The 18,730-nt window shown below is 40.1% G+C and carries 19 protein-coding genes; 9 read left to right on the top strand and 10 right to left on the bottom strand.

Going from position 1 to position 18,730, the window contains the following annotated elements; all coding sequences use genetic code 11:
• Nucleotides 1-3: 3 nt before the first annotated feature.
• Entirely contained in the window at nucleotides 4-699 is a 696-nt protein-coding gene (locus B3600_RS13955) for a LytR/AlgR family response regulator transcription factor (RefSeq protein WP_046675045.1), read from the top strand.
• Between the two features lie 83 nt (nucleotides 700-782).
• Here B3600_RS13955 and B3600_RS13960 read toward each other — a convergent pair whose 3' ends face one another.
• Nucleotides 783-1,259 (bottom strand): OsmC family protein, encoded by a 477-nt coding sequence (locus B3600_RS13960; RefSeq protein ID WP_286753334.1) that lies wholly within the window; start codon nucleotides 1,257-1,259, stop codon nucleotides 783-785.
• A 382-nt stretch (nucleotides 1,260-1,641) separates the two neighbouring features.
• On the opposite strand from B3600_RS13960, the gene lpdA reads away from it, so the two are divergent.
• Both lpdA and B3600_RS13970 read left to right on the top strand, forming a co-directional pair.
• The gene (lpdA, locus tag B3600_RS13965; protein WP_286753335.1) at nucleotides 1,642-3,045 is read left to right on the top strand and encodes a dihydrolipoyl dehydrogenase; all 1,404 of its coding nucleotides are present in this window, start codon (nucleotides 1,642-1,644) and stop codon (nucleotides 3,043-3,045) included.
• A 173-nt stretch (nucleotides 3,046-3,218) separates the two neighbouring features.
• Nucleotides 3,219-3,788 (top strand): Crp/Fnr family transcriptional regulator, encoded by a 570-nt coding sequence (locus B3600_RS13970; RefSeq protein WP_286753336.1) that lies wholly within the window; start codon nucleotides 3,219-3,221, stop codon nucleotides 3,786-3,788.
• Between the two features lie 37 nt (nucleotides 3,789-3,825).
• Here the strand turns inward: B3600_RS13970 and B3600_RS13975 are convergent, their stop codons facing one another.
• Nucleotides 3,826-4,722 (bottom strand): LysR family transcriptional regulator, encoded by an 897-nt coding sequence (locus B3600_RS13975; RefSeq protein WP_046675049.1) that lies wholly within the window; start codon nucleotides 4,720-4,722, stop codon nucleotides 3,826-3,828.
• Between the two features lie 97 nt (nucleotides 4,723-4,819).
• Here B3600_RS13975 and B3600_RS13980 point away from each other — a divergent pair, with 97 nt between their 5' ends.
• Both B3600_RS13980 and B3600_RS13985 read left to right on the top strand, forming a co-directional pair.
• Nucleotides 4,820-5,431 (top strand): NAD(P)H-dependent oxidoreductase, encoded by a 612-nt coding sequence (locus B3600_RS13980; protein ID WP_286753337.1) that lies wholly within the window; start codon nucleotides 4,820-4,822, stop codon nucleotides 5,429-5,431.
• An 80-nt stretch (nucleotides 5,432-5,511) separates the two neighbouring features.
• Nucleotides 5,512-5,802 (top strand): putative quinol monooxygenase, encoded by a 291-nt coding sequence (locus B3600_RS13985; protein WP_286753339.1) that lies wholly within the window; start codon nucleotides 5,512-5,514, stop codon nucleotides 5,800-5,802.
• Between the two features lie 135 nt (nucleotides 5,803-5,937).
• Here the strand turns inward: B3600_RS13985 and B3600_RS13990 are convergent, their stop codons facing one another.
• From B3600_RS13990 to B3600_RS14010, 5 genes are all read right to left on the bottom strand, one after another.
• The gene (locus B3600_RS13990) at nucleotides 5,938-6,261 is read right to left on the bottom strand and encodes a hypothetical protein (RefSeq protein ID WP_112375828.1); all 324 of its coding nucleotides are present in this window, start codon (nucleotides 6,259-6,261) and stop codon (nucleotides 5,938-5,940) included.
• Between the two features lie 95 nt (nucleotides 6,262-6,356).
• The gene (locus tag B3600_RS13995; RefSeq protein WP_286753340.1) at nucleotides 6,357-7,088 is read right to left on the bottom strand and encodes a glutamine amidotransferase-related protein; all 732 of its coding nucleotides are present in this window, start codon (nucleotides 7,086-7,088) and stop codon (nucleotides 6,357-6,359) included.
• An 11-nt stretch (nucleotides 7,089-7,099) separates the two neighbouring features.
• Nucleotides 7,100-7,831, bottom strand: a complete 732-nt coding sequence (locus B3600_RS14000; RefSeq protein ID WP_286753341.1) for a YggS family pyridoxal phosphate-dependent enzyme — start codon at nucleotides 7,829-7,831, stop codon at nucleotides 7,100-7,102.
• Between the two features lies 1 nt (nucleotide 7,832).
• The gene (locus tag B3600_RS14005; protein ID WP_286753342.1) at nucleotides 7,833-8,369 is read right to left on the bottom strand and encodes a GNAT family N-acetyltransferase; all 537 of its coding nucleotides are present in this window, start codon (nucleotides 8,367-8,369) and stop codon (nucleotides 7,833-7,835) included.
• Nucleotides 8,356-8,991, bottom strand: a complete 636-nt coding sequence (locus B3600_RS14010; RefSeq protein WP_286753343.1) for an FMN-binding negative transcriptional regulator — start codon at nucleotides 8,989-8,991, stop codon at nucleotides 8,356-8,358. Before B3600_RS14010 ends, B3600_RS14005 begins: the two co-directional genes overlap by 14 nt.
• A gap of 152 nt (nucleotides 8,992-9,143) precedes the next feature.
• Between B3600_RS14010 and B3600_RS14015 the strand changes: the two genes are divergently transcribed.
• Nucleotides 9,144-9,638 (top strand): GNAT family N-acetyltransferase, encoded by a 495-nt coding sequence (locus B3600_RS14015; RefSeq protein ID WP_201638847.1) that lies wholly within the window; start codon nucleotides 9,144-9,146, stop codon nucleotides 9,636-9,638.
• Nucleotides 9,639-9,730: 92 nt separating this feature from the next.
• On the opposite strand, the gene B3600_RS14020 is transcribed toward B3600_RS14015, so the two are convergent.
• Nucleotides 9,731-11,551, bottom strand: coding sequence for a mechanosensitive ion channel family protein (locus tag B3600_RS14020; RefSeq protein ID WP_112375832.1), 1,821 nt, complete (start codon nucleotides 11,549-11,551; stop codon nucleotides 9,731-9,733).
• 272 nt (nucleotides 11,552-11,823) lie between these two features.
• Here B3600_RS14020 and B3600_RS14025 point away from each other — a divergent pair, with 272 nt between their 5' ends.
• Complete coding sequence (locus tag B3600_RS14025) at nucleotides 11,824-14,292, top strand: glutaminase family protein (RefSeq protein WP_376749767.1); 2,469 nt, start codon at nucleotides 11,824-11,826, stop codon at nucleotides 14,290-14,292.
• 276 nt (nucleotides 14,293-14,568) lie between these two features.
• Here the strand turns inward: B3600_RS14025 and B3600_RS14030 are convergent, their stop codons facing one another.
• Nucleotides 14,569-16,488, bottom strand: a complete 1,920-nt coding sequence (locus B3600_RS14030) for a sensor histidine kinase (RefSeq protein ID WP_286753345.1) — start codon at nucleotides 16,486-16,488, stop codon at nucleotides 14,569-14,571.
• On the bottom strand, nucleotides 16,485-17,228 hold the full coding sequence (locus B3600_RS14035) for a LytR/AlgR family response regulator transcription factor (RefSeq protein WP_201638849.1): 744 nt from the start codon (nucleotides 17,226-17,228) through the stop codon (nucleotides 16,485-16,487). Before B3600_RS14035 ends, B3600_RS14030 begins: the two co-directional genes overlap by 4 nt.
• A 187-nt stretch (nucleotides 17,229-17,415) precedes the next feature.
• Between B3600_RS14035 and B3600_RS14040 the strand changes: the two genes are divergently transcribed.
• Together B3600_RS14040 and B3600_RS14045 are read left to right on the top strand one after the other, a co-directional pair.
• On the top strand, nucleotides 17,416-18,069 hold the full coding sequence (locus B3600_RS14040) for a Pr6Pr family membrane protein (RefSeq protein WP_201638850.1): 654 nt from the start codon (nucleotides 17,416-17,418) through the stop codon (nucleotides 18,067-18,069).
• Between the two features lie 72 nt (nucleotides 18,070-18,141).
• Nucleotides 18,142-18,663, top strand: a complete 522-nt coding sequence (locus B3600_RS14045) for a hypothetical protein (protein ID WP_286753346.1) — start codon at nucleotides 18,142-18,144, stop codon at nucleotides 18,661-18,663.
• The last annotated feature ends 67 nt before the right edge of the window (nucleotides 18,664-18,730 follow it).

An 18,730-nucleotide genomic window follows, 5' to 3' on the forward strand; every position in this document is an offset into this window, starting at 1 on the left:
ACAATGAATAAAAAAAGCTGTATCGTCGTTGATGATGAACCTGCCGCGCATTATGTCCTGGTCAATTATATTGAAAGAAGTACTGATCTACAGTTAGTTGCTCAATGTTATAATGCTTTTGAGGCATTGGAGTTTCTTCGGGAGAACAAAGTAGATTTAATCTTCCTGGATATTGAAATGCCCGAAATTAATGGGATGGAGTTTTTGAAGATGCTGGATAATCCACCCAAAACGATTTTGACAACAGCCTATTCCGAATACGCATTGGAGAGTTATGACTATGGCGTTGTCGATTATTTATTAAAACCTATTTCATTCCCCCGTTTTTTTAAGGCTGTTCAACGTTTTTTGTCGTATAATACGGTCCTGTCACCCCAGGAAGAAGAACCCAAATCGATTAGTATACGCATGGATGGTCGTATTATTGAGGTTAAATTATCGCAGATTGATTTTATTCAGAGCTTTGGCAATTACGTAAAAATTGTTACCCCGGGACAAACTTTTTTAACAGCAAGCACCACCCAACAAATTCTCACACAGGTGCCAGCATCAAAGTTTGTCCGTATCCACAAATCCTACATTGCTTCGATCAATAAGGTGATCAAATATGAGCATGGCATGGTGCAGATCAATAATACGTCTTTACCTGTCGGTATAACTTTTCGTCGGGAATTGCAGGAGCGGTTAGCCAATAAATAGCGCCAAGCTATGAAGTAATTCGATCAGGTATCGCCGTTCTTGTCAATTCACAGCATATCATTTGAAGAAGAAAGTTTATTCATTTAGCTGGATGTGCTGATACTGACGTTGGGCTTGTGCAATACCGGAAAGTTGACTGAATTGGCAATAAAACAATATTCACTTGCTTTTTTGTGCAATTCAATGGCCTGTGCAATCATCGTAGAATCTTTTACCCGGACTGAAGGATTTAGCGTAACTTCTTTAAAATAGCCCTTTCCACTTTCTTCTTCAAGCATGATCGCCGTTGCGTGGTCTACATATTCTTCTACAATAATTTTATTGACGGAGCAGAAATGAAGGTACCATAACATATGGCAAGAGGATAGGGATGCAAGCAATAATTCTTCGGGATTGTGCTTGCTGGGGTCTCCCAGAAACGCTGGATCCGAAGAACCTTCAATCTCAGCTTTGCCGTCAATACGAATGCGGTGGCTTCTTTCGTAGTTTTTATAATGATCGGTTCCGCTGCCGCGATTTCCTGTCCACGCAATTGTGGCTGTGTAGTTATGTTGTTTCATTTGAAAATAATCGTTTGACGCTGTTGGTGCTAATCTGTAAGCAAGTTAAAGAATATCCCTTTATCCTCAACATAAGCGCAATGTCTTTTGGGTAGAATTGACTTTCACATTATGTTTTTTGATTTATTTTTTTTGTTTACAATATACTGATTGGTATTTTATTCGTAAGTTTGTTGTGATTTTAATTAAATATATTGTTTGTGAATAATACCATGTTTTCTATTGTCTTTAAATATACCTTTTGGTATTTTATTTTGTACTATGATTGGCGTATATCGTGAAATTTTTATAGTAGCCTTTTGGATGGTGTCAACTATGCGGGGCGTATTTGTAAGACCTGTTTTGGTCGTGAATAATTCTGTTAACTAAAAATAGTTCGTATATGGAACAATATGATTTGGTTGTCATTGGGTCTGGCCCAGGCGGCTATGTAGCGGCGATTCGCAGTGCTCAATTGGGGTATAAAACTGCACTTGTAGAGAAATATGATACATTGGGTGGTACCTGTACCAATGTCGGCTGTATTCCCACAAAGGCAATTTTGGATAGTACACATCACTATCATGACGCGCAGCATCATTTTGCTGCACATGGGATTCAGGTAGCAGGGCTGTCGATAGACTTTGGTCGGCTGTATGAGCGTAAAGATAAAGTGGTTTTGCAAAATACGCAGGGGCTGAATTTCCTGATGAAAAAGAATAAGGTAACGGTGATCCACGGAACGGCTTCTTTCGTGAATAATTCTACTGTCGAGATCGCTACATCAGCTGGGGAACGACTATCCCTTGGTGCAAATAAATTCATCATTGCTACCGGCTCAAAGCCGGCGACAATTCCGGGAGTAACCATAGATAAAAAACGTATTATCAGCTCAACGGAGGCGTTATCTTTGCCTGAGAAGCCGGGTAAAATAGTTATCATCGGTGGTGGTGTTATTGGGGTAGAGATGGCATCTATATTCAACAGGATGGGCTGTGAGGTCACTATCATAGAATATGCCGATCGCCTCCTTGCCAATATGGATCATGAATTGGGGGATGCATTGAAAAAAATACTACTCCAAGATGGCATTAAAATTCTGCTTAAACAGGCTGTCTACAAAACAGAAAATGAAGGCAGTTCGGCAAGCGTATTCTTTCGGGATAGCGATGGTCAGGAGCAGCAGTTACGGGCGGATTATGTTTTGGTTGCTGTCGGACGGAAAGCCTTTACAGCGGGGCTTGGGTTGGAGAATACAGCTGTTCAACTGGATGCCAGAGGTATGATCGTTACCAACGAGCAGCTACAGACGGCGGTTCCCCATATTTACGCTATTGGCGATGTGATCGGTGGAGCAATGCTGGCGCATAAAGCTGAAGAAGAAGCAATTTTTGTTGTTGAACATATAGACGGCCAAAAACCAAAGGTGCATTATGATCGCATTCCAAGTGTGGTTTATACCTGGCCTGAAGTCGCTTCAGTTGGTGCGACAGAAGAGGACCTCAACGCAAGGGGTGTAGCGTATACGGTTGGGAAATTCCCATTTTCCGCAAACGCCCGTGCCCGCGCGGGGATGGATACGCAAGGGTTTGTAAAGGTGTTAGCCGATCCTAAATATGGCGAATTATTGGGGGTTCATATCATTGGAGCACGTGCGGCCGATCTGATTGCTCAAGGTGTTTTGGGCTTGGAATATGAAATCACCGCCGATAGTATGTCAAGGGTGTCGTATGCACATCCTACTTATTCAGAAGTCTTGAAGGAAGCGCATACCATTGCTTCAGGGCGTCCATCTGTAAATATATAAGTATCCTATGCGCCTTTTCAGAGAAGGACAACACGTATTTCTTTCGAAAGAGCTCAATGTATTTCTTTCAGAAGAACTAAACGGGTTTCCGTCCAAGAAAAGGCGCTGCTGGTCTATTTTTTTGGATACAAAAATCAATTTATCTATGTTTGTTGTGTATCATCCTTTAATTTATGGACAAGCAGGTATTGTTAGACAGTATTCAGAAAGAGATCGACCTAACGGAAGATGAAATCGTACGCCTATTGGCTGTTGTGAAATCCAAAAAAGTGAAGAAAAAACAATATTTGCTGTTGGAGGGCGATCTGAGCAGGTATGCTATTTTTGTCGCTTCGGGTTGTCTAAGAAGTTATTGCGTGGATGAAGACGGCTTTCAATATATTCAACAGTTTGCTCCCGAGGGTTGGTGGATCGGCGATATGTATAGTTTGGTGACGGGAAAACCCGGAAGTTTATACATCGATGCGGTATTTGAATCTGAAGTATGGATGATTTCCAAAGTCGATCTGCATCGACTCTATCAGGAGATTCCGAAACTGAATGTCTATTTTCGGATACTTGCCGAAAATGCATTGGTTTATTATCAAAGTCGATCGATGGAGAATCTCCGTCTAGCTGCCAAAGAACGTTACGAAAAGTTCTGTACACGTTATCCTACATTGATCGACTGTCTTCCGCAGAAACAAGTTGCTGCATATATTGGCGTTACGCCCGAGTTTTTAAGTAAAATGCTCCACCAGTAAGGTAAATCGGGCCATCGGCAAGAAATAGCCCGGTGAACTACCATTTCTCTTTTAACAGCGTTTCCAACTGCCCAATTTCTTCCTGATACATGGTTTTCTTTCTAGTTCCGAAGTAAAGGATATTTTCGACAGGCGATGTCCCTTCCCAGATTAGTTTTATTTTCCCGGATGCAATTGCTTCAGCACATAGGAAGTCCGGAACAATCGAAAAGCCTGTATTGTTGCTCAAACAGCGTATGATGGAGCTAATATTGGGAACAATATAATTGGGGCTAAAGTCTGGATGTTCGCCAAAGTGTGTTGACCAGTAGTTTTTTAAATGATCCATATCGGCAGCCGTGCTATACCATAATTGTTTTTTAAGGAGTTGAGCTGCTTCTTTAATTTTATTGGCACTCAGCAGTGCCTCCAGTGTGGATGTATCCGTCTGACACCCTGCAATCAAGACAATACGTTCTTTTGAAAAAGCTTCATACTGTAGATTCTGTTGGTTTCCTTTTTGAGGCGTAATAATAAGATCCAATAAACCATTATCAAGATCCTGTTGCATCTGCGGATATTCTCCAAATTTGATAATTAAATTGAAGGGGAGCTGGGCAATATGTTCTTCGAGGGTGTACTGAAAGGTCTCAAAACACATTCCGATACTGATCGTTATACGTTCGTCCAATGCCCGTTTGTGAAAATGCTGTTCACCGGTTTCTAGTTTTTTAAGCGGATCAATAACATAGTTATACAAGATTTTCCCCTTTTCGGTCGGCACCATTCTTCGCGCAGAGCGATCAAAAAGCTTGTGCCCCGTAAATGCTTCCAGGGAATTCAGATGTAAGCTTACCCCCGGCTGAGAAATAAATAATTCCTGTGCAGCTGCAGATAATGTTCCGGTTTCATAGATTGCCTTAAATGTACGAAGCCATTCTAAGTTCCATTTCATAGTTATTATTTTTATGATACAAATATACAATTTAAATTATTTGTATGATTCAAAAATATGATAGAAATTTGTGTTATCAATAATAAAAATTATAGAAATGAAAATATTTATTATCAATGGCGGACAGAAATTCGCACACTCGGGAGGTTCTTTTAATACTACGATAACAAATTGGACCGTTGAAACATTGGCTGAAAATGGATTTGAAACAAGGGTTACCAATATCAATGATGATTTTGATCCAATGGTTGAAGTTGAAAATTTTAAATGGGCAGACATTATCGTTTACCATTTTCCTGTATGGTGGTTCCAGGTTCCGAATCGTCTGAAACTTTATATCGATGAAGTCTTTACGGCCGGTCACAACAACGGTATCTATAAAAATGATGGTCGATCGCGTAAGAATCCGGCAATTAATTACGGCACCGGAGGTTTGATGCAAGGTAAAAAATACATGGTGACTTCGAGCTGGAATGCCCCTGAGACAGCATTTACAATGGAAAATGAGTTTTTTGATCAGCATTCAGTTGATGCCGGTGTTTTATTCGGTTTTCATAAGATGAATCAGTTTGCAGGATTGGAACACCTGGGAAGTTTCCATTTTCATGATATGGAAAAGGGGGCATCTCAAGAACGTGTCGACAATTACGAAAAGGAATATAAACAATATTTGGAAGAGGTCTTCCATTTGGAAACTACGTTGAACTAAAAATTTATTGATCGATAAATCGCTTTATCCATGGCGTTATTGCGATGAAAAGAGTAAATTACCAAAATAAAATCAATAACATGAAGGTATATTTAACCGCAATTTTAAAAGTAGTTCCTGCACATCGGGGAGAAGTATTGGCATTATTGTTAGAAATGGTCGAGGCAAGTAGGAAAGAAGCAGCGTGTATACAGTATGATCTGCACCAGGTAAACAGTGATGAAAATCAATTTATATTTTATGAAATTTGGGAAGATCAAGCGGGCTTGGATGCGCATAATCAACAACCTTATATTGTGGCATTTGGAAAAGTGGCTGGTGAAAAATTACAGGAAACGCCTCAAATTATAGCAATGAATAAGATTGCTTAATTTACCATGTGGTCTGTCCGGACCTTATTGAGAAGATGATTTGTGTGGGCCTAGGATATGAACTATAATTGAAGTAACTATAATTGAAGTATTGGTGGTGCCAAAATCATTTGTGTTGCCTAGATAGAGCGTGCTCTATTCTGATTTGGTGACGCGAATGATTTTGTTGGTACCTTGCTGAACAGCGACGTCGACTTTATTTCGTTGCGTGTAGCTCTGTTGCAGGAGATTCAATTTTTTGGTCAGCTGACCATCTTGATTATCTAGCCAGAAGGTAGCAGCCATGATACCAATTTGCACTCTGTAACTGGAATCAGTTTCCGGAACAAGCTGCTCGATAATCTGATGTTGATACCAGGTCAGTTTTTTGTTTTCTTTTTGGGAAACACAGCTGTACAGGAGAAATGCCAGAAGGGCGACATAGCCCATTTTTTGAAGTTTACTGCGTCTTAGGTCCATCAATAGTTCTTTGTGTTAATATCAAATCTACGATTTTTTATCCAACTAATGAATTACCTCTACGAATTTTTATGGCCTCATTTAAACAGTTATGCTCATTTATTGACCAGACTTCTCCTGTATGCACATTCAAGTAAATCTAAAAATGTATGAAGTTTATTGTTCATTTCGTTGTAATCATAAGCCTGAATTACGTCGGGTAATTGCACAAATTGGTGCAATTGGCTTTGGAGAAGGAGATCTTCTTCTGAAGCTATCAATAGCCGGACGACTTCAGTCGTGAGTTCCATATGGCATTGAAATCCGTAAACGAGATTTGTATAACGCACAATTTGCCTAGGGCAGCCGGCGCTACTTGCTAAGATTTCACTTTCAGGGGTAAGTCCAGGCATATCGTTGTGCCAATGTCCAACCGATAACGGGCTGCCAAAATGTGCTATTTTGGAGTCGTTTATTCCTGCCGCTGTAAGCGTGATGGGGAAAACCCCAATTTCTTTTTGTGGACTATGTTCATACTTTGCCAATAGCGCTTCGCCAATCAGTTGTGCGCCCAGGCATATACCAACAACTGCCTTGCCTGCATCAATAGATCGGCGGATAAAGGCGATTTCGGCCTTAGCGTCAAAATAAGGGTATTCGGAAGGGGATGAATCTGGGCTTTGAGGTCCGCCCATAATGATCAATACATCGACGGAATCAATTTCGTCTGGCAGAAGGTCCTGTCGGTAGACCTGGGAAAAGGTGACCTCATGCTGTTGTTTTTCTGCCCAGGCTAAATAGGCTCCGGGTGCTTCAAAAACTTCGTGTTGTATAAAATGTATCCGCATTGGTTTTTATGTTATCGGTTTTCGTTCCAATAATAACTATCTGGAGTAGGACGCTGTCCAAAAATTGCCGTTCCTACCCTGACAATCGTCGCGCCTTCCGCTATCGCTATTTCTAAATCCCCGCTCATGCCCATCGACAGTTCTTTCATCGATACATCAGGAATAGCTAGGGCTATAATTTGTTGTTGAATATGTCTAAGCAATTTGAAACAGGCTCGCACCTGTTCGGCCTCGGCACTCAATAGACCTATCGTCATCAGTCCTTTAATCTTTAGTGTGTTTAATGTTGCTATTTGCTGTACCAGATCGATCACTTCCTCTGGAGCAGCGCCGTACTTGCTCTCTTCAAAGGAAGTATTCACCTGAATGAGCACCTCCATGGTTTTATCTTCTTTTAAAAGTCGTTGATGCAATTTTTCGGCAAGATCTATACGATCTATTGAATGGATGCAGGATACGTTGTATTTAAGCAGATCCTTGATTTTATTGGTTTGCAGGTGGCCAATAAAATGATTAACATGCGGAATAGTATTTAAATACTCAAATTTGTCTTTTAATTCCTGTACTTTATTTTCGGCAATTAAGGTTTGACCAGTTTGCAGTGCGATTTCGATACGTTCGGCAGGTACGGTTTTAGTCGCTAGCAATAATTTTACTTCGCGTGGGTCGCGCTGATTTGCTTTGCACGCTTTGTCGATACGCTGTTGTATAATGCGTATATTCTCTGTAATAAACTCATCCATGTTACGGTTGTATTGTTTTTTTCATCATAATATCGATTTGCTTATCGTCACCCAGTTGAAATATATGCTTGTCGAATGCCACAAAGCCATTTTTCCGATAGAAATTGATCGCGCGGGAATTTTTTTCCCAAACACCAAGCCAGATAAATGAAACTGCTTTTTTTTGAGCTAAGGCTAGTGCTTTCTCGAACAATAGCTGCCCCACTTTTCTACCGTGAAATTCCTGTAGAACATAGATGCGTTCAATTTCCAATGCCTGTGGGCTTTGGTTTTCGGTCTGCGCTTGTCCGGTATTTATTTTTAAGTAACCGATAACATTATTTTCTAAAACGGCGAAGTAAAATTCAGACTCATCATGGCAGAGCTCGGCCAATAATTTTTCTCTTGAAAAACCTTCCGTTAGATAAGTCTTCATGTTCTCTTCGGTGTTTGTGTCTGAAAAGGTCTGGATAAATGTTTCTTTTCCAATCTGCTGCAGCAGGTCAATATCTGTTAGTTTTACTTTAGTGATGGCTATTTCGGTGTTATTTTTGTTCATTTTTTTCATTACTTATTGATCCATTTTTCATTGCTGCGGCAATATTTCTTTCGAGCTCATTGTCGCTATTTTTCAGAAAATCGCGGATACGCTGTCTTTCTGTTTCACTTTTATTTTGACTTAATTTTTTTTGGCCCTGTAAATCCGTAACGACAAGTTCGAAGGTGATGATACCTCGCATCATGCCACTTTTGAAGCGATCGGAGAGATTGTTCCATTGTGTTAGATAAGCTTCGTCGTAACTGAGGATCATTTGCTCTAAAGCCTTGTTTATTGCTTTTTCCTCCGTAAGGATAGATGCAAGACCATAGGCATGAACCGCAATGTAGTCCCAGGTTGGTACACTTTCCTCCTTGTCGTAGTGCTGTGGCGAGATATAAGCATGTGGTTCGGAGAAAATGACTAATGACGGTGTATTTTCGATATAATTGGCTTGTTCGTTTGCGCGAGCGAAGTGTGATGTTAAAAGCAGCTGATCTTTATCTGTACGGATGTGGAAGGGGAGCTGGGTTGCTATTGGAATCCCCTCTTTAACCGATACGATGGTGGCAAAACTATATTGTTGCATAAATTCAACCTTTTCTGCGTAATCTTCGAACTGGAAATGTTTGGGTACATACATGCAAATAGCTATTTCTTGATTTAATTCAAAATTACGGCCAATGGGTGCAAATGAGCTAGTCCAAATTGAATAATGTAGCTGGTCCAGTGTTCATTTATTGCGCTTGCTTAAGTATATTTACGTTAAAAGATAAGCAAAAAAAGACGCCAAAAATGGAGAAATATGAGCTAAGACGTTTAGAAATAGGAGAATGGCAGCAATACAAAAAGATAAGACTGGAGGCCTTATCTTCTGCTCCTGAGGTGTTCGGTAGCAATTATCAAAAGGAAGCGGCTTATAGTGATGCCGAGTGGATGGCCTTACTGGGCAATCCCAAGTGTGCGATATTCGGTTTGTATAACCAAGATTTATTGATTGGGCTGACCGGTGTCGTGTTGGATCGGGCGGATGAATCAAATGCGATTTTGATCGCGTCTTTCATTCAGGAAGGCCATAGAGGCCGGGGTTTATCCCGCTTGTTTTATGAAGCGCGTATAACATGGGCACGTGAACAAGGCTGCCTTCGGATTACGGTATCTCATCGGGTTGGTAACGAAGCCTCGCGAGCTGCAAATCAATCGTTTAACTTTGAGTATACACATTCAAGGGATGTCGTTTGGCCTGATGGGGTCAAAGCAGAAGAGCTGATCTATGTTTTGAATCTTTAGTTAACCTGCTTCCCGCTGTTGATCAATTACTGCGTTCAGTCCGGTCTGAACGCAGCAATTGATCTATAAAATACAACGCATGGAAACAAGCTTTAAAGTTCGTTTTCGTGCGAATTGTTGGGTGCTTTTGGATTATATTGCTGGACATGATCAACCTTGGCAAATAGGTGTGGACCATTCATTTCAATTCCTGCCGCTAAAAAATCATCGAGGATCAACTGAAAAATTTCAGATTTTGCCAGTTCAATTTCCGCGGATCTAGCGATGTAGACATTCAGTTCATATAAAACATAAAAGTCGTCTAATTTTTTTTGCAAGACGAATGGGGCAGGATTAAGGTTGACTCTTTTTATTCGTGGCGGGATGTTCAGCAGCAATTCGTGGATACGTTGCCAAGGCTCTTCATAGCCAACTGTCAATTCCACCTGAAAGCAGATTCCCTCCTCAGAGAATGTCGAATAATTGACGGTATTTCCCGAAAGTACCGAGGAATTGGGAATGGTAATTTCTTCATTTTTTATCGTTCGGAGCCTGGTTACCAGGGGGGATTTTTCGATAACAACGCCCGTTTTGTCGGCGATAGTGATCCGGTCTCCGATACGGAAAGGACGCATATAGGTGATCACAAGCCCCGCTATGATATTGGAAATCGCAGAAGATGACCCTAAAGAGAACAGGACACCAATAAATACGGATATTCCTTTAAAGATATCTGAATTTGCGCCGGGTAAGTAAGGGAATATGAGCACCAGCGTGAAGGCTTGGAGCAGAAAGCGAACAATAGTAAAGGTTGGCATGGCAAAATCGCGATGAAAACCATTGACCTCTAATTTGCCTTTGTCAATTTCGCTAAAAATATACTTTATGAATCGAACGGCATACCGCATGACAACGAGTATGACAAATACAGTAATCAGATTGGGAATATAATCCCAAATGGCCAAAACTGCAGTCTTCAGGGGCTTTGTAAAAAGTCCAATGAGATTGGATGCCCAGCTCTGTGTAAATGGAAAAACACTGAAGACAATCGGCAGCATGATAAAGGCAATGAGTACGATCAAGCCCCAACGTAAGATATTTATGGCATTAATAAACATCCGTGTTTTTTGTACAGAGGTGACAAGGACGTAATTTTTGATCTTAATGTCTTTGATCCGCTGTGTTCTTTCTGTCAATATACGTCGCGTACCATATTTTTTCAATTTGTTTATCAATAGAATCAATATCGAAAAAACGACTAGAATGAGAAATACAAGCCCAATACGCGTAAGAAGTTTTGTAATGCTGTTATCAGCACGTTCCGTTTTGATTGAATCCTGAATTCTTTTTAGGTAGTTTGCCGCAATCTCTTCTTTGCTTTTTCCTTCAAGAAGGGCATCGAGTTCTGTGACGGAAGTTATGACGAGATCTTTATAAACGATGTCGGCACTTATTTCGCTGTTTTCGATTTTAAAGGAATCTACTTTCACAAAATCGTCTTCATATAGATTATGGATTCTGCTGACCACATTGTAGGCGCGGTCTTTGGCTAATGATGATCCAAGTTTATTATAGATATAGAATAGCGTATCCTGAAATGGCGCGACCGCATATCTTTTTGTGTTTTTTTTGATGGAGTCTACTTTAACTTTCAGCTGCTGCTTCCGAAGGTTATTTTCTTCGTCAAACTCATTCAGCTGCTGTTTTAAATTTTCTTTTTTGGGGCTATTTTGACTTTTAAGATCGGCAATTTCATGCTGAAGCTTTACCCGTTCAAGAGAATCATTAATTTGCTGTTGTCTAATTCCGTTCAGTAGGGAACTTAAATCCAATTCTTTTTTATTGACCGAATCTGTTTCTTGTGCATAAAGCGGTGCGCTCGTTGAAAATAGACAAGATATGGTCATTAAGAAATAAACGTAAATACTTCTCATCGTGTTATTGGTAAAATTGAATGCCGATGTTTACTAGATTATTTTGCGCATAACGATCGGACAGGTTCTCAAAGATAATAATTATCTCGATTAGACGGCAGATCGTCAAATATGATATAAATTGAAGGTAAAATGATACGATGCGACAGCTGAATTTAACTTATTCCGACTTTCTTTGTTAAAACGATTGAGCATATGCTCAATACGAAAAACTGTATAGCTAATTTTATCTAAAAAATATGATTAAACCTTTTCAAAAATCTATTTATGCAATGAACAAACTTGGGAAGATAGGTCTCTGTGTTATTGTAGCCTGTGTTTCCACTGTTTTAGATGGACAAGCCCAAGAACGCAAAGCTCCGGCTTATCCATTGATTACACACAACCCCAATTTTAGTATATGGTCAATGACAGATCAGCTTCATGCATCGACAACAAAGCACTGGACAGACGCTGATCATTCGCTGTTGGGCTTAATTGATGTTGATGGTCATATTTATCGTTTTCTTGGTAAAGAGGAACCGAGTTATGCGGTTATTCTACCGACTGCCGAAGATAAATCTTATACGGTACAGTATACAGAATCAAAACCTCAAGGTGGCTGGGAATCTTCCGCTTATAATACGGATACGTGGAAATCGGGACTTGCACCCATAGGTGATGACGAGAAGCAGGTAAAAACCCTTTGGAAATCGGACGATATCTGGGTGAGACGTGAGTTTTCCGTAGCGGATCCGAAGGGTATTAATGAGTTGTTTTTAAAACTCAATCATGATGATAACATAGACGTATTTTTGAATGGGAAGAAGGTTTACGAAAAAGTAGGTTGGACCAACAACTTTCAGTATATACCGATTGACAAGACGAATTTGAAGGCTGGGCAAAATAATATTGCCATCCATTTGAAGAATAGTGCTGGCGGTCGTTATCTCGATTTTGGTTTGGTTGACAGGCTTAAAGAGCGTGGGGCACGGATTGAAGAAGCCGTGCAAAACGATGTAGAAATAACAGCGACGCGTACGGTTTATAACTTTCAGGCAGGTAAGGTTGATCTAAAATTAACCTTTACGTCGCCTTTGCTTATGGATGATCTGAATTTATTGGCTCGACCGGTAAGCTATATCACGTATAACGTCAAAGCAAACGATGGCAAGCAGCATGCGGTTAAAGTTTTTCTAAGTGCATCCACAAATATTGCGGTGTATAAACCTTCACAGGAGGTGATCGCCGAAAAATATGAGACGGCAAAATTGTCTGTACTAAAAACGGGAACGGTCGAACAGCCTATTCTGCAGAAAGGGGCCGATGATATGCGGATAGACTGGGGGTATTTTTATGTTGCTGCGCCGAAGCGGGATAAAACGCAACAGTTTATTAGTCCGAGAGGCGGAGCCGTAGACGCCTTTAGAAAGGGAACAACGACATCGGTAAAAACTGTTAAGGGGATATCACTTGCGCTGAACACGGTCATTCCATTTGGCAATGTGGGGGCGAAAGCGGAGGAACGTTTTGTAGAGGTTGGGTACGATGAAATTTATGCGATTCAGTATTTCAAAAATAACCTGAGACCATGGTGGAACAACTCCGGTAAAGAAACGATGGAAAATCAGCTGACTTTGGCTGCAGATGAGTATCGTAAGGTACTCGATAAGTGCGTGGCATTCGACAAAACAGTGTATGCAGATGCGCTAAAATCGGGTGGAAAAGAGTATGCACACCTTAGCGTTCTCGCTTATCGTCAAAGTATTGCAGCACATACCTTGGTGAAAAGTCCACAAAACGAACTATTATGGCTTTCCAAAGAAAATAATAGTGGCGGATTCATCAATACGGTCGATGTCACTTATCCTTCAGCGCCATTGTATCTGATCTATAATCCGGAGTTGTTGAAAGGGATGTTAAGTGGAATATTTTATTTTAGTGAGAGCGGTAAATATCCCTATCCTTGGGCAGCGCACGATTTGGGTACGTATCCATTGGCCAATGGTCAAACCTATGGTGAACCTATGCCTGTGGAGGAATCGGGCAATATGATTATTTTAACTGCTGCAATCGCAAAAGTGCAAGGGAATGCTGACTATGCCAGGAAGCATTGGAAAACATTGACAACATGGGTAGATTATCTCGTTAAAGATGGTTTTGACCCTAAAACGCAGCTCTGTACAGATGATTTTGCCGGTCACCTTGCACGAAATGCCAATTTATCTGTTAAGGCTATCGTTGGTATTGCTTGTTATGCGCAGCTTGCGGAGGCCATTGGTGAAACTGCAATAGCAAAAAAATACCGTGCAATTGCCGAGGAAATGGTTCCGAAATGGATGGAAATGGCAGATGCCGGTGATCATTATGCACTGACATTTGATGATAAAAATACCTGGAGTCAAAAATATAATTTGATCTGGGACAAAGTGTTGGGATTGAATCTGTTTCCACAAAAAGTGTATGATACAGAAATTAAGTATTATCTGACCAAGCAAAATAGATTCGGCATACCATTGGATAGCCGTAAAGCATACACAAAAAATGACTGGATTCTTTGGACGGCATCATTTGCTCCATCAAGAGAAGCATTTGAAGCTTTGATAAAACCAGTCTATAATCATGCGATTCAAACGGAATCCCGTGTCCCATTAAATGATTTTTATGATTCGACTACGGGGATCCGCGAAAACTTCAAGGCGCGTAGTGTTGTTGGAGGTTTTTACATGAAACTTTTAGCGGATATCATGAAACAGAAATAAATGAGGAAAATGAGTAGGAGACGGGAGTCCACAATGAAATATTTAGTTTGTGTTTAGTTAATAAGACGGCGGGCAATTAAAAGATTGCTCGCCGTTTGTTTATAGGGTTATGCGTTTCAATATCTCGTATTTTACGGTATCGAAATTTGGCTCAACATGGTTTTTTTTTCTGATTTCTGTTGAAATACGTGTTGTCTTGCAAGTTCTGTATTGTTTTCCTGAAATTTTCACTGCAGTAGAACCTAGAAAGGACGTTAAATATTCCTTTGTTTGCCATTAATATGTCACTGGTATATGCAGGATGACTGTGGTACCATCAGTTGGGTTTTTGGTGATCTGTACACTTGCTTTCTTGCCCAACAGCTGCATGCGTTCACGACTGATGGTCCCAGAGAGTGAACGATGGGTAATTACAGGAATGTCTGGATTTACTTTACCACTATCTTTAATCGTCACCTGTAGGATCTCTTCAGATAACGTAAACTGGATGTCGATACTGCCATCGCACGTTTCGAGGTTTATGCCATGCAGAATCGCATTTTCAACATAGGGTTGTATGAGCATTGGTGGTAGCATGACCGCACTTAAATCTTGATCTTCAGGTTGTGTGATATGGTAATGAAAAGCATCTTCAAAACGCATTTGCTGCAAGATCAAATAGTTTTCTAAGGTTTCCAGTTCCTCATTTAATGGAACAAGGTTTTCACGGCTTAATTCGAGATTGCTGCGTAGTAGTCGACTGAAACGATTTAAATATTTGATGGCATTTTCCTTTTTATCCAGGCGCATGAAGCTCTGTACAGCGGAAAGGGTATTGAAAATAAAGTGCGGTTCCATCTGTGTGCGCAACAACTGCTGCTGCAACAAGACCTTTTCTTTCTCTTGTATGGAACGGCGCTGGCGAAAACTGTAATATAGGAAGAAAAGTATGATGATCAATAAAATAACCGCTAGCGAGGATATGATCAGTCCTAAACGATTTTGTTGTAGCCGGAGTTTATTGATCTTGATATTTTCGTTCAGTATTCGAATAGATTGATCCTTCGCCTGAAGTTGATATAGGGCATTCATTTCTGCGATCGCTTGTGTATTCTCCGATTGGTAAATACCCCTTTGTAATTGCACAAGATGATTCAATACGTCTATTGCGGCTTTATTTTTTCCTTGCAAGCGATAGACGGCTGCTAGACTGTTTTGAAATGTAATTTCGTTGTTGGGAAAGATCAATTTTGGAAACTGCGCTTTAAGTTTGCTGGCTTTTTGGATGAATTTTTCTCCCAAGGCCGGCTTATTTAATGAAACATAGATTGCGGCAACATTACTGTAGTCTACGAATAGATTGTTCATCAATATAGAGGACCCTGTTTGTTGGTGCAAACGTTCATCTATCGCTATTTTTAGCAACTCATAATGTAAAATGGAATCTGGTTTTTTAGCCGTTTCATAGTATTGGATCTTCGAATCATATAGAAAACTAATGTTGTATTTGTCTGGATTTTTAGCATGTAATTCTTCGAGTTGATGAAGGAAGGGGGCAATATCTTTTGCTGGCCGCTGTAAAGTATTCAGCGTCTGGATCATTTGTACCAATACGCGTTGCCGGTTAATGTGTCCTTCAGGCAGCGAATCAATTAGGGGGAGTACCGAACGATTCATTTTTTCTGCAAGGTTATACTGAAAGGAGCTCAAGTTGTTTTGGGCAGCGGACAGTAATATCGCTGATTTCGCTTCGTTTGACAATCCTGATGCGGTATCCGACAAAACAATCGTGGCGGCTTTGTTGTAATAATAGCCCGCTTCGCGTTGTTTTGCTTCTATGCTGCGGATATTTCCTATACCATTGTAAATAAGAGCTTTGTATTTAGCGTTTCCGGTGGTGGGTTCAATGAGTTCGAGCGCCTGTTGAACAAAAAAAAGAGCCGAATCCTGGCCACTCATAGCATAGAGTCGTGCTAGATAATATTTTACACGGGCAGCGAGTATCGTGTCTTTTTTTACGGTGGCATGCTGGTCTAACTTTAACCAGGCCTGTTTAATGGAATCTCCATTTGCTGCATTTAACTTTTGGTCTTCGAGCGTTTTAATCTCTGCGGCAATAGCATCATGATCGGGCGACAGTGCGTCATTCTTTCGAGCGCAAGCGATCGAAAACAAAGACAGTAGCAGCCAAGGGAAAATGCGGTTCAATAGGCTCATTTTTCAGGGAACAGCTGATTTAAGATCGAGTTTTTTCTGCGTGATGAAATCGGAATTTCCTCTTTGTTTTTTAAGACAATATACTCGGAACGATTGACACCAGAAATATGTGACCTATTAACAAGATACGATTGATGGGTGCGTAAGAAATAGGGCGGTGGCAATAATTCTTCATAATATTTGAGGGGTTTAGAAATTAACTCCTTTGTACCATCATTTAAAAAGAAAAAAGTATAGGGACCGTCTCCTTTGCAGTACACGATGTTGTGAACGGGGACAATACGTACATGGTGTATGGAAGACAAGGCGATGCTTTCGGGAAGTTCGCTGGCATGTAAAGCTTCTTGCGCCATTGATAAACGCTGCATCCATTGGGGATTGTTTTCGCTTTTACGCCGGTAACGTTCTAATGCCTCGTTTAATTCGGTTTGATCGACCGGTTTCAAAAGATAATCCAAAGCACCATATTTGATGGCTTTGATGGCAAAATGATTGTAGGCCGTAATGAAAATAATATTCTGTGGAATAGCGATTAGCTTTTTTAGGATGTCAAATGCTGTACCATCACGGAGTTGAATATCCATGAGTATAACGTCTGGTTGTTTCTCTTCAATCAATTTTACAGCATTTGTCACCGTATCACTCCAGCCAACAAGTTCAACATCAGTTTCCTGTTGGATTAAATAGCTGATTTCTTTGCGTACCGCGGGTTCATCCTCGATAATGGCTACTCTGATCATTTATCAATACTTTATAGCCTATAAAAATAATAATTGTAAGTAAGGAAACTGAATCCATTTACAATTCGTTGCAATTATTTACAATCTGGATTTAAGATTCGAGTAGGGGTGAATTGGATTTCATTATTTAAAATTCCAAATAGCAGTTGAAATTTTTATATTTAGTATCGTATAGACCACTAGAAATATGGAGGCTCAGAAGTCATTAAAATCGGTTTTTGCTGGTAGCATTGGTATAATTACCTTGTTTGCAATTGTTGGACAGTTTATCTTAAGTGCTCATACCTCCAAGCTTGACAGGATCGACTATATTATTCAGTTTTTTAGTTATTTTACAATTCTGAGTAATGTAATGGTTATGTTATGCTGTTTTTTTACTATTTGCTGGTCAAAAAGTCGAATGGGCCTATTTTTTACTAGACCCGAAACAATTACTGCCGTAACATTATATATTCTTATTGTCGGAATTATCTATAATACCATACTTCGCTTTCTGTCGCATCCTCAGGGTTTATCAATGGTGGTTGACGAATTATTGCATGTGCTCGCTCCTTTGAGTTTTTTCCTTTTTTGGTGGCGTTTTTTGGACAAGGGAACAATCCGGTGGAGTCATATTTTTTATTGGTTGATCTTCCCATTAGTCTATCTTTTTTATACGTTGTGGCATGGTTCGTTTTCTGGATTTTATCCCTATCCTTTTGTCAATGTTTCCGAATTGGGGATGGACAGGGTTATTTTGAACAGCTTTGGAGTAACGTTGGTTTTCATCGTCATTGGTACATTGCTCATTGTATTGGGAAAGTGGCAAAACAAACGGCGTTCTCAACGGATTAAAAAATAAGAAAACTCAAAGCTCTTCGATATTGTTATATCACAAAACGGCGTTTATTTTTTACTTTAATTGAATTGAAAAATGGTTATACGATTTTTTATCTGTGTCTCTTTGGTATTATGTGGGATTTGTTGTTTTGGTCAAGTGGATGTTGATAAAATGAGAGCCGAGTACGCGACTGCTGTTCAAAACAAAAAGCTCTGTGAAACGAATCTGAAACTATTGGAAAAAGCTGCCAATTCCGCCACAGAAAAGGGTTATCTCGCGGCTTATGAGATATTATGGGCAAAACATATGGGCAACCCGTTTACAAAATTGGGGCAATTCAAGAAAGGAAAAAAGCTCCTCGAAGAAATGATCATGAAATACCCTGACAATATCGATTTACGTTTTATCCGTTGGAGCGTGCAGACGCACGCACCATCTTTTTTAAGCTATGGTAAAGATAGATTGCGTGATAAAGATTTCTTGGTCAAAAATTTACATAAATTGCCCAATCCAAAGGGCCGAGATGTAATATATACCTATCTGAAAGAAGCGAATGGTTATCTAAAAGGCGAGCATGTGTTTTCGCAGGCCGAATTGAATGAGCTCTCCAAGTAACGAGCTTTCCAAACAAGATTTAGCTATTCCACCAGTTCATTGATGCTGAATAAAAATCTTCGCATAG

It is taken from the genome of Sphingobacterium sp. UBA2480, from assembly GCF_002341965.1.
Classification (GTDB): domain Bacteria; phylum Bacteroidota; class Bacteroidia; order Sphingobacteriales; family Sphingobacteriaceae; genus Sphingobacterium; species Sphingobacterium multivorum.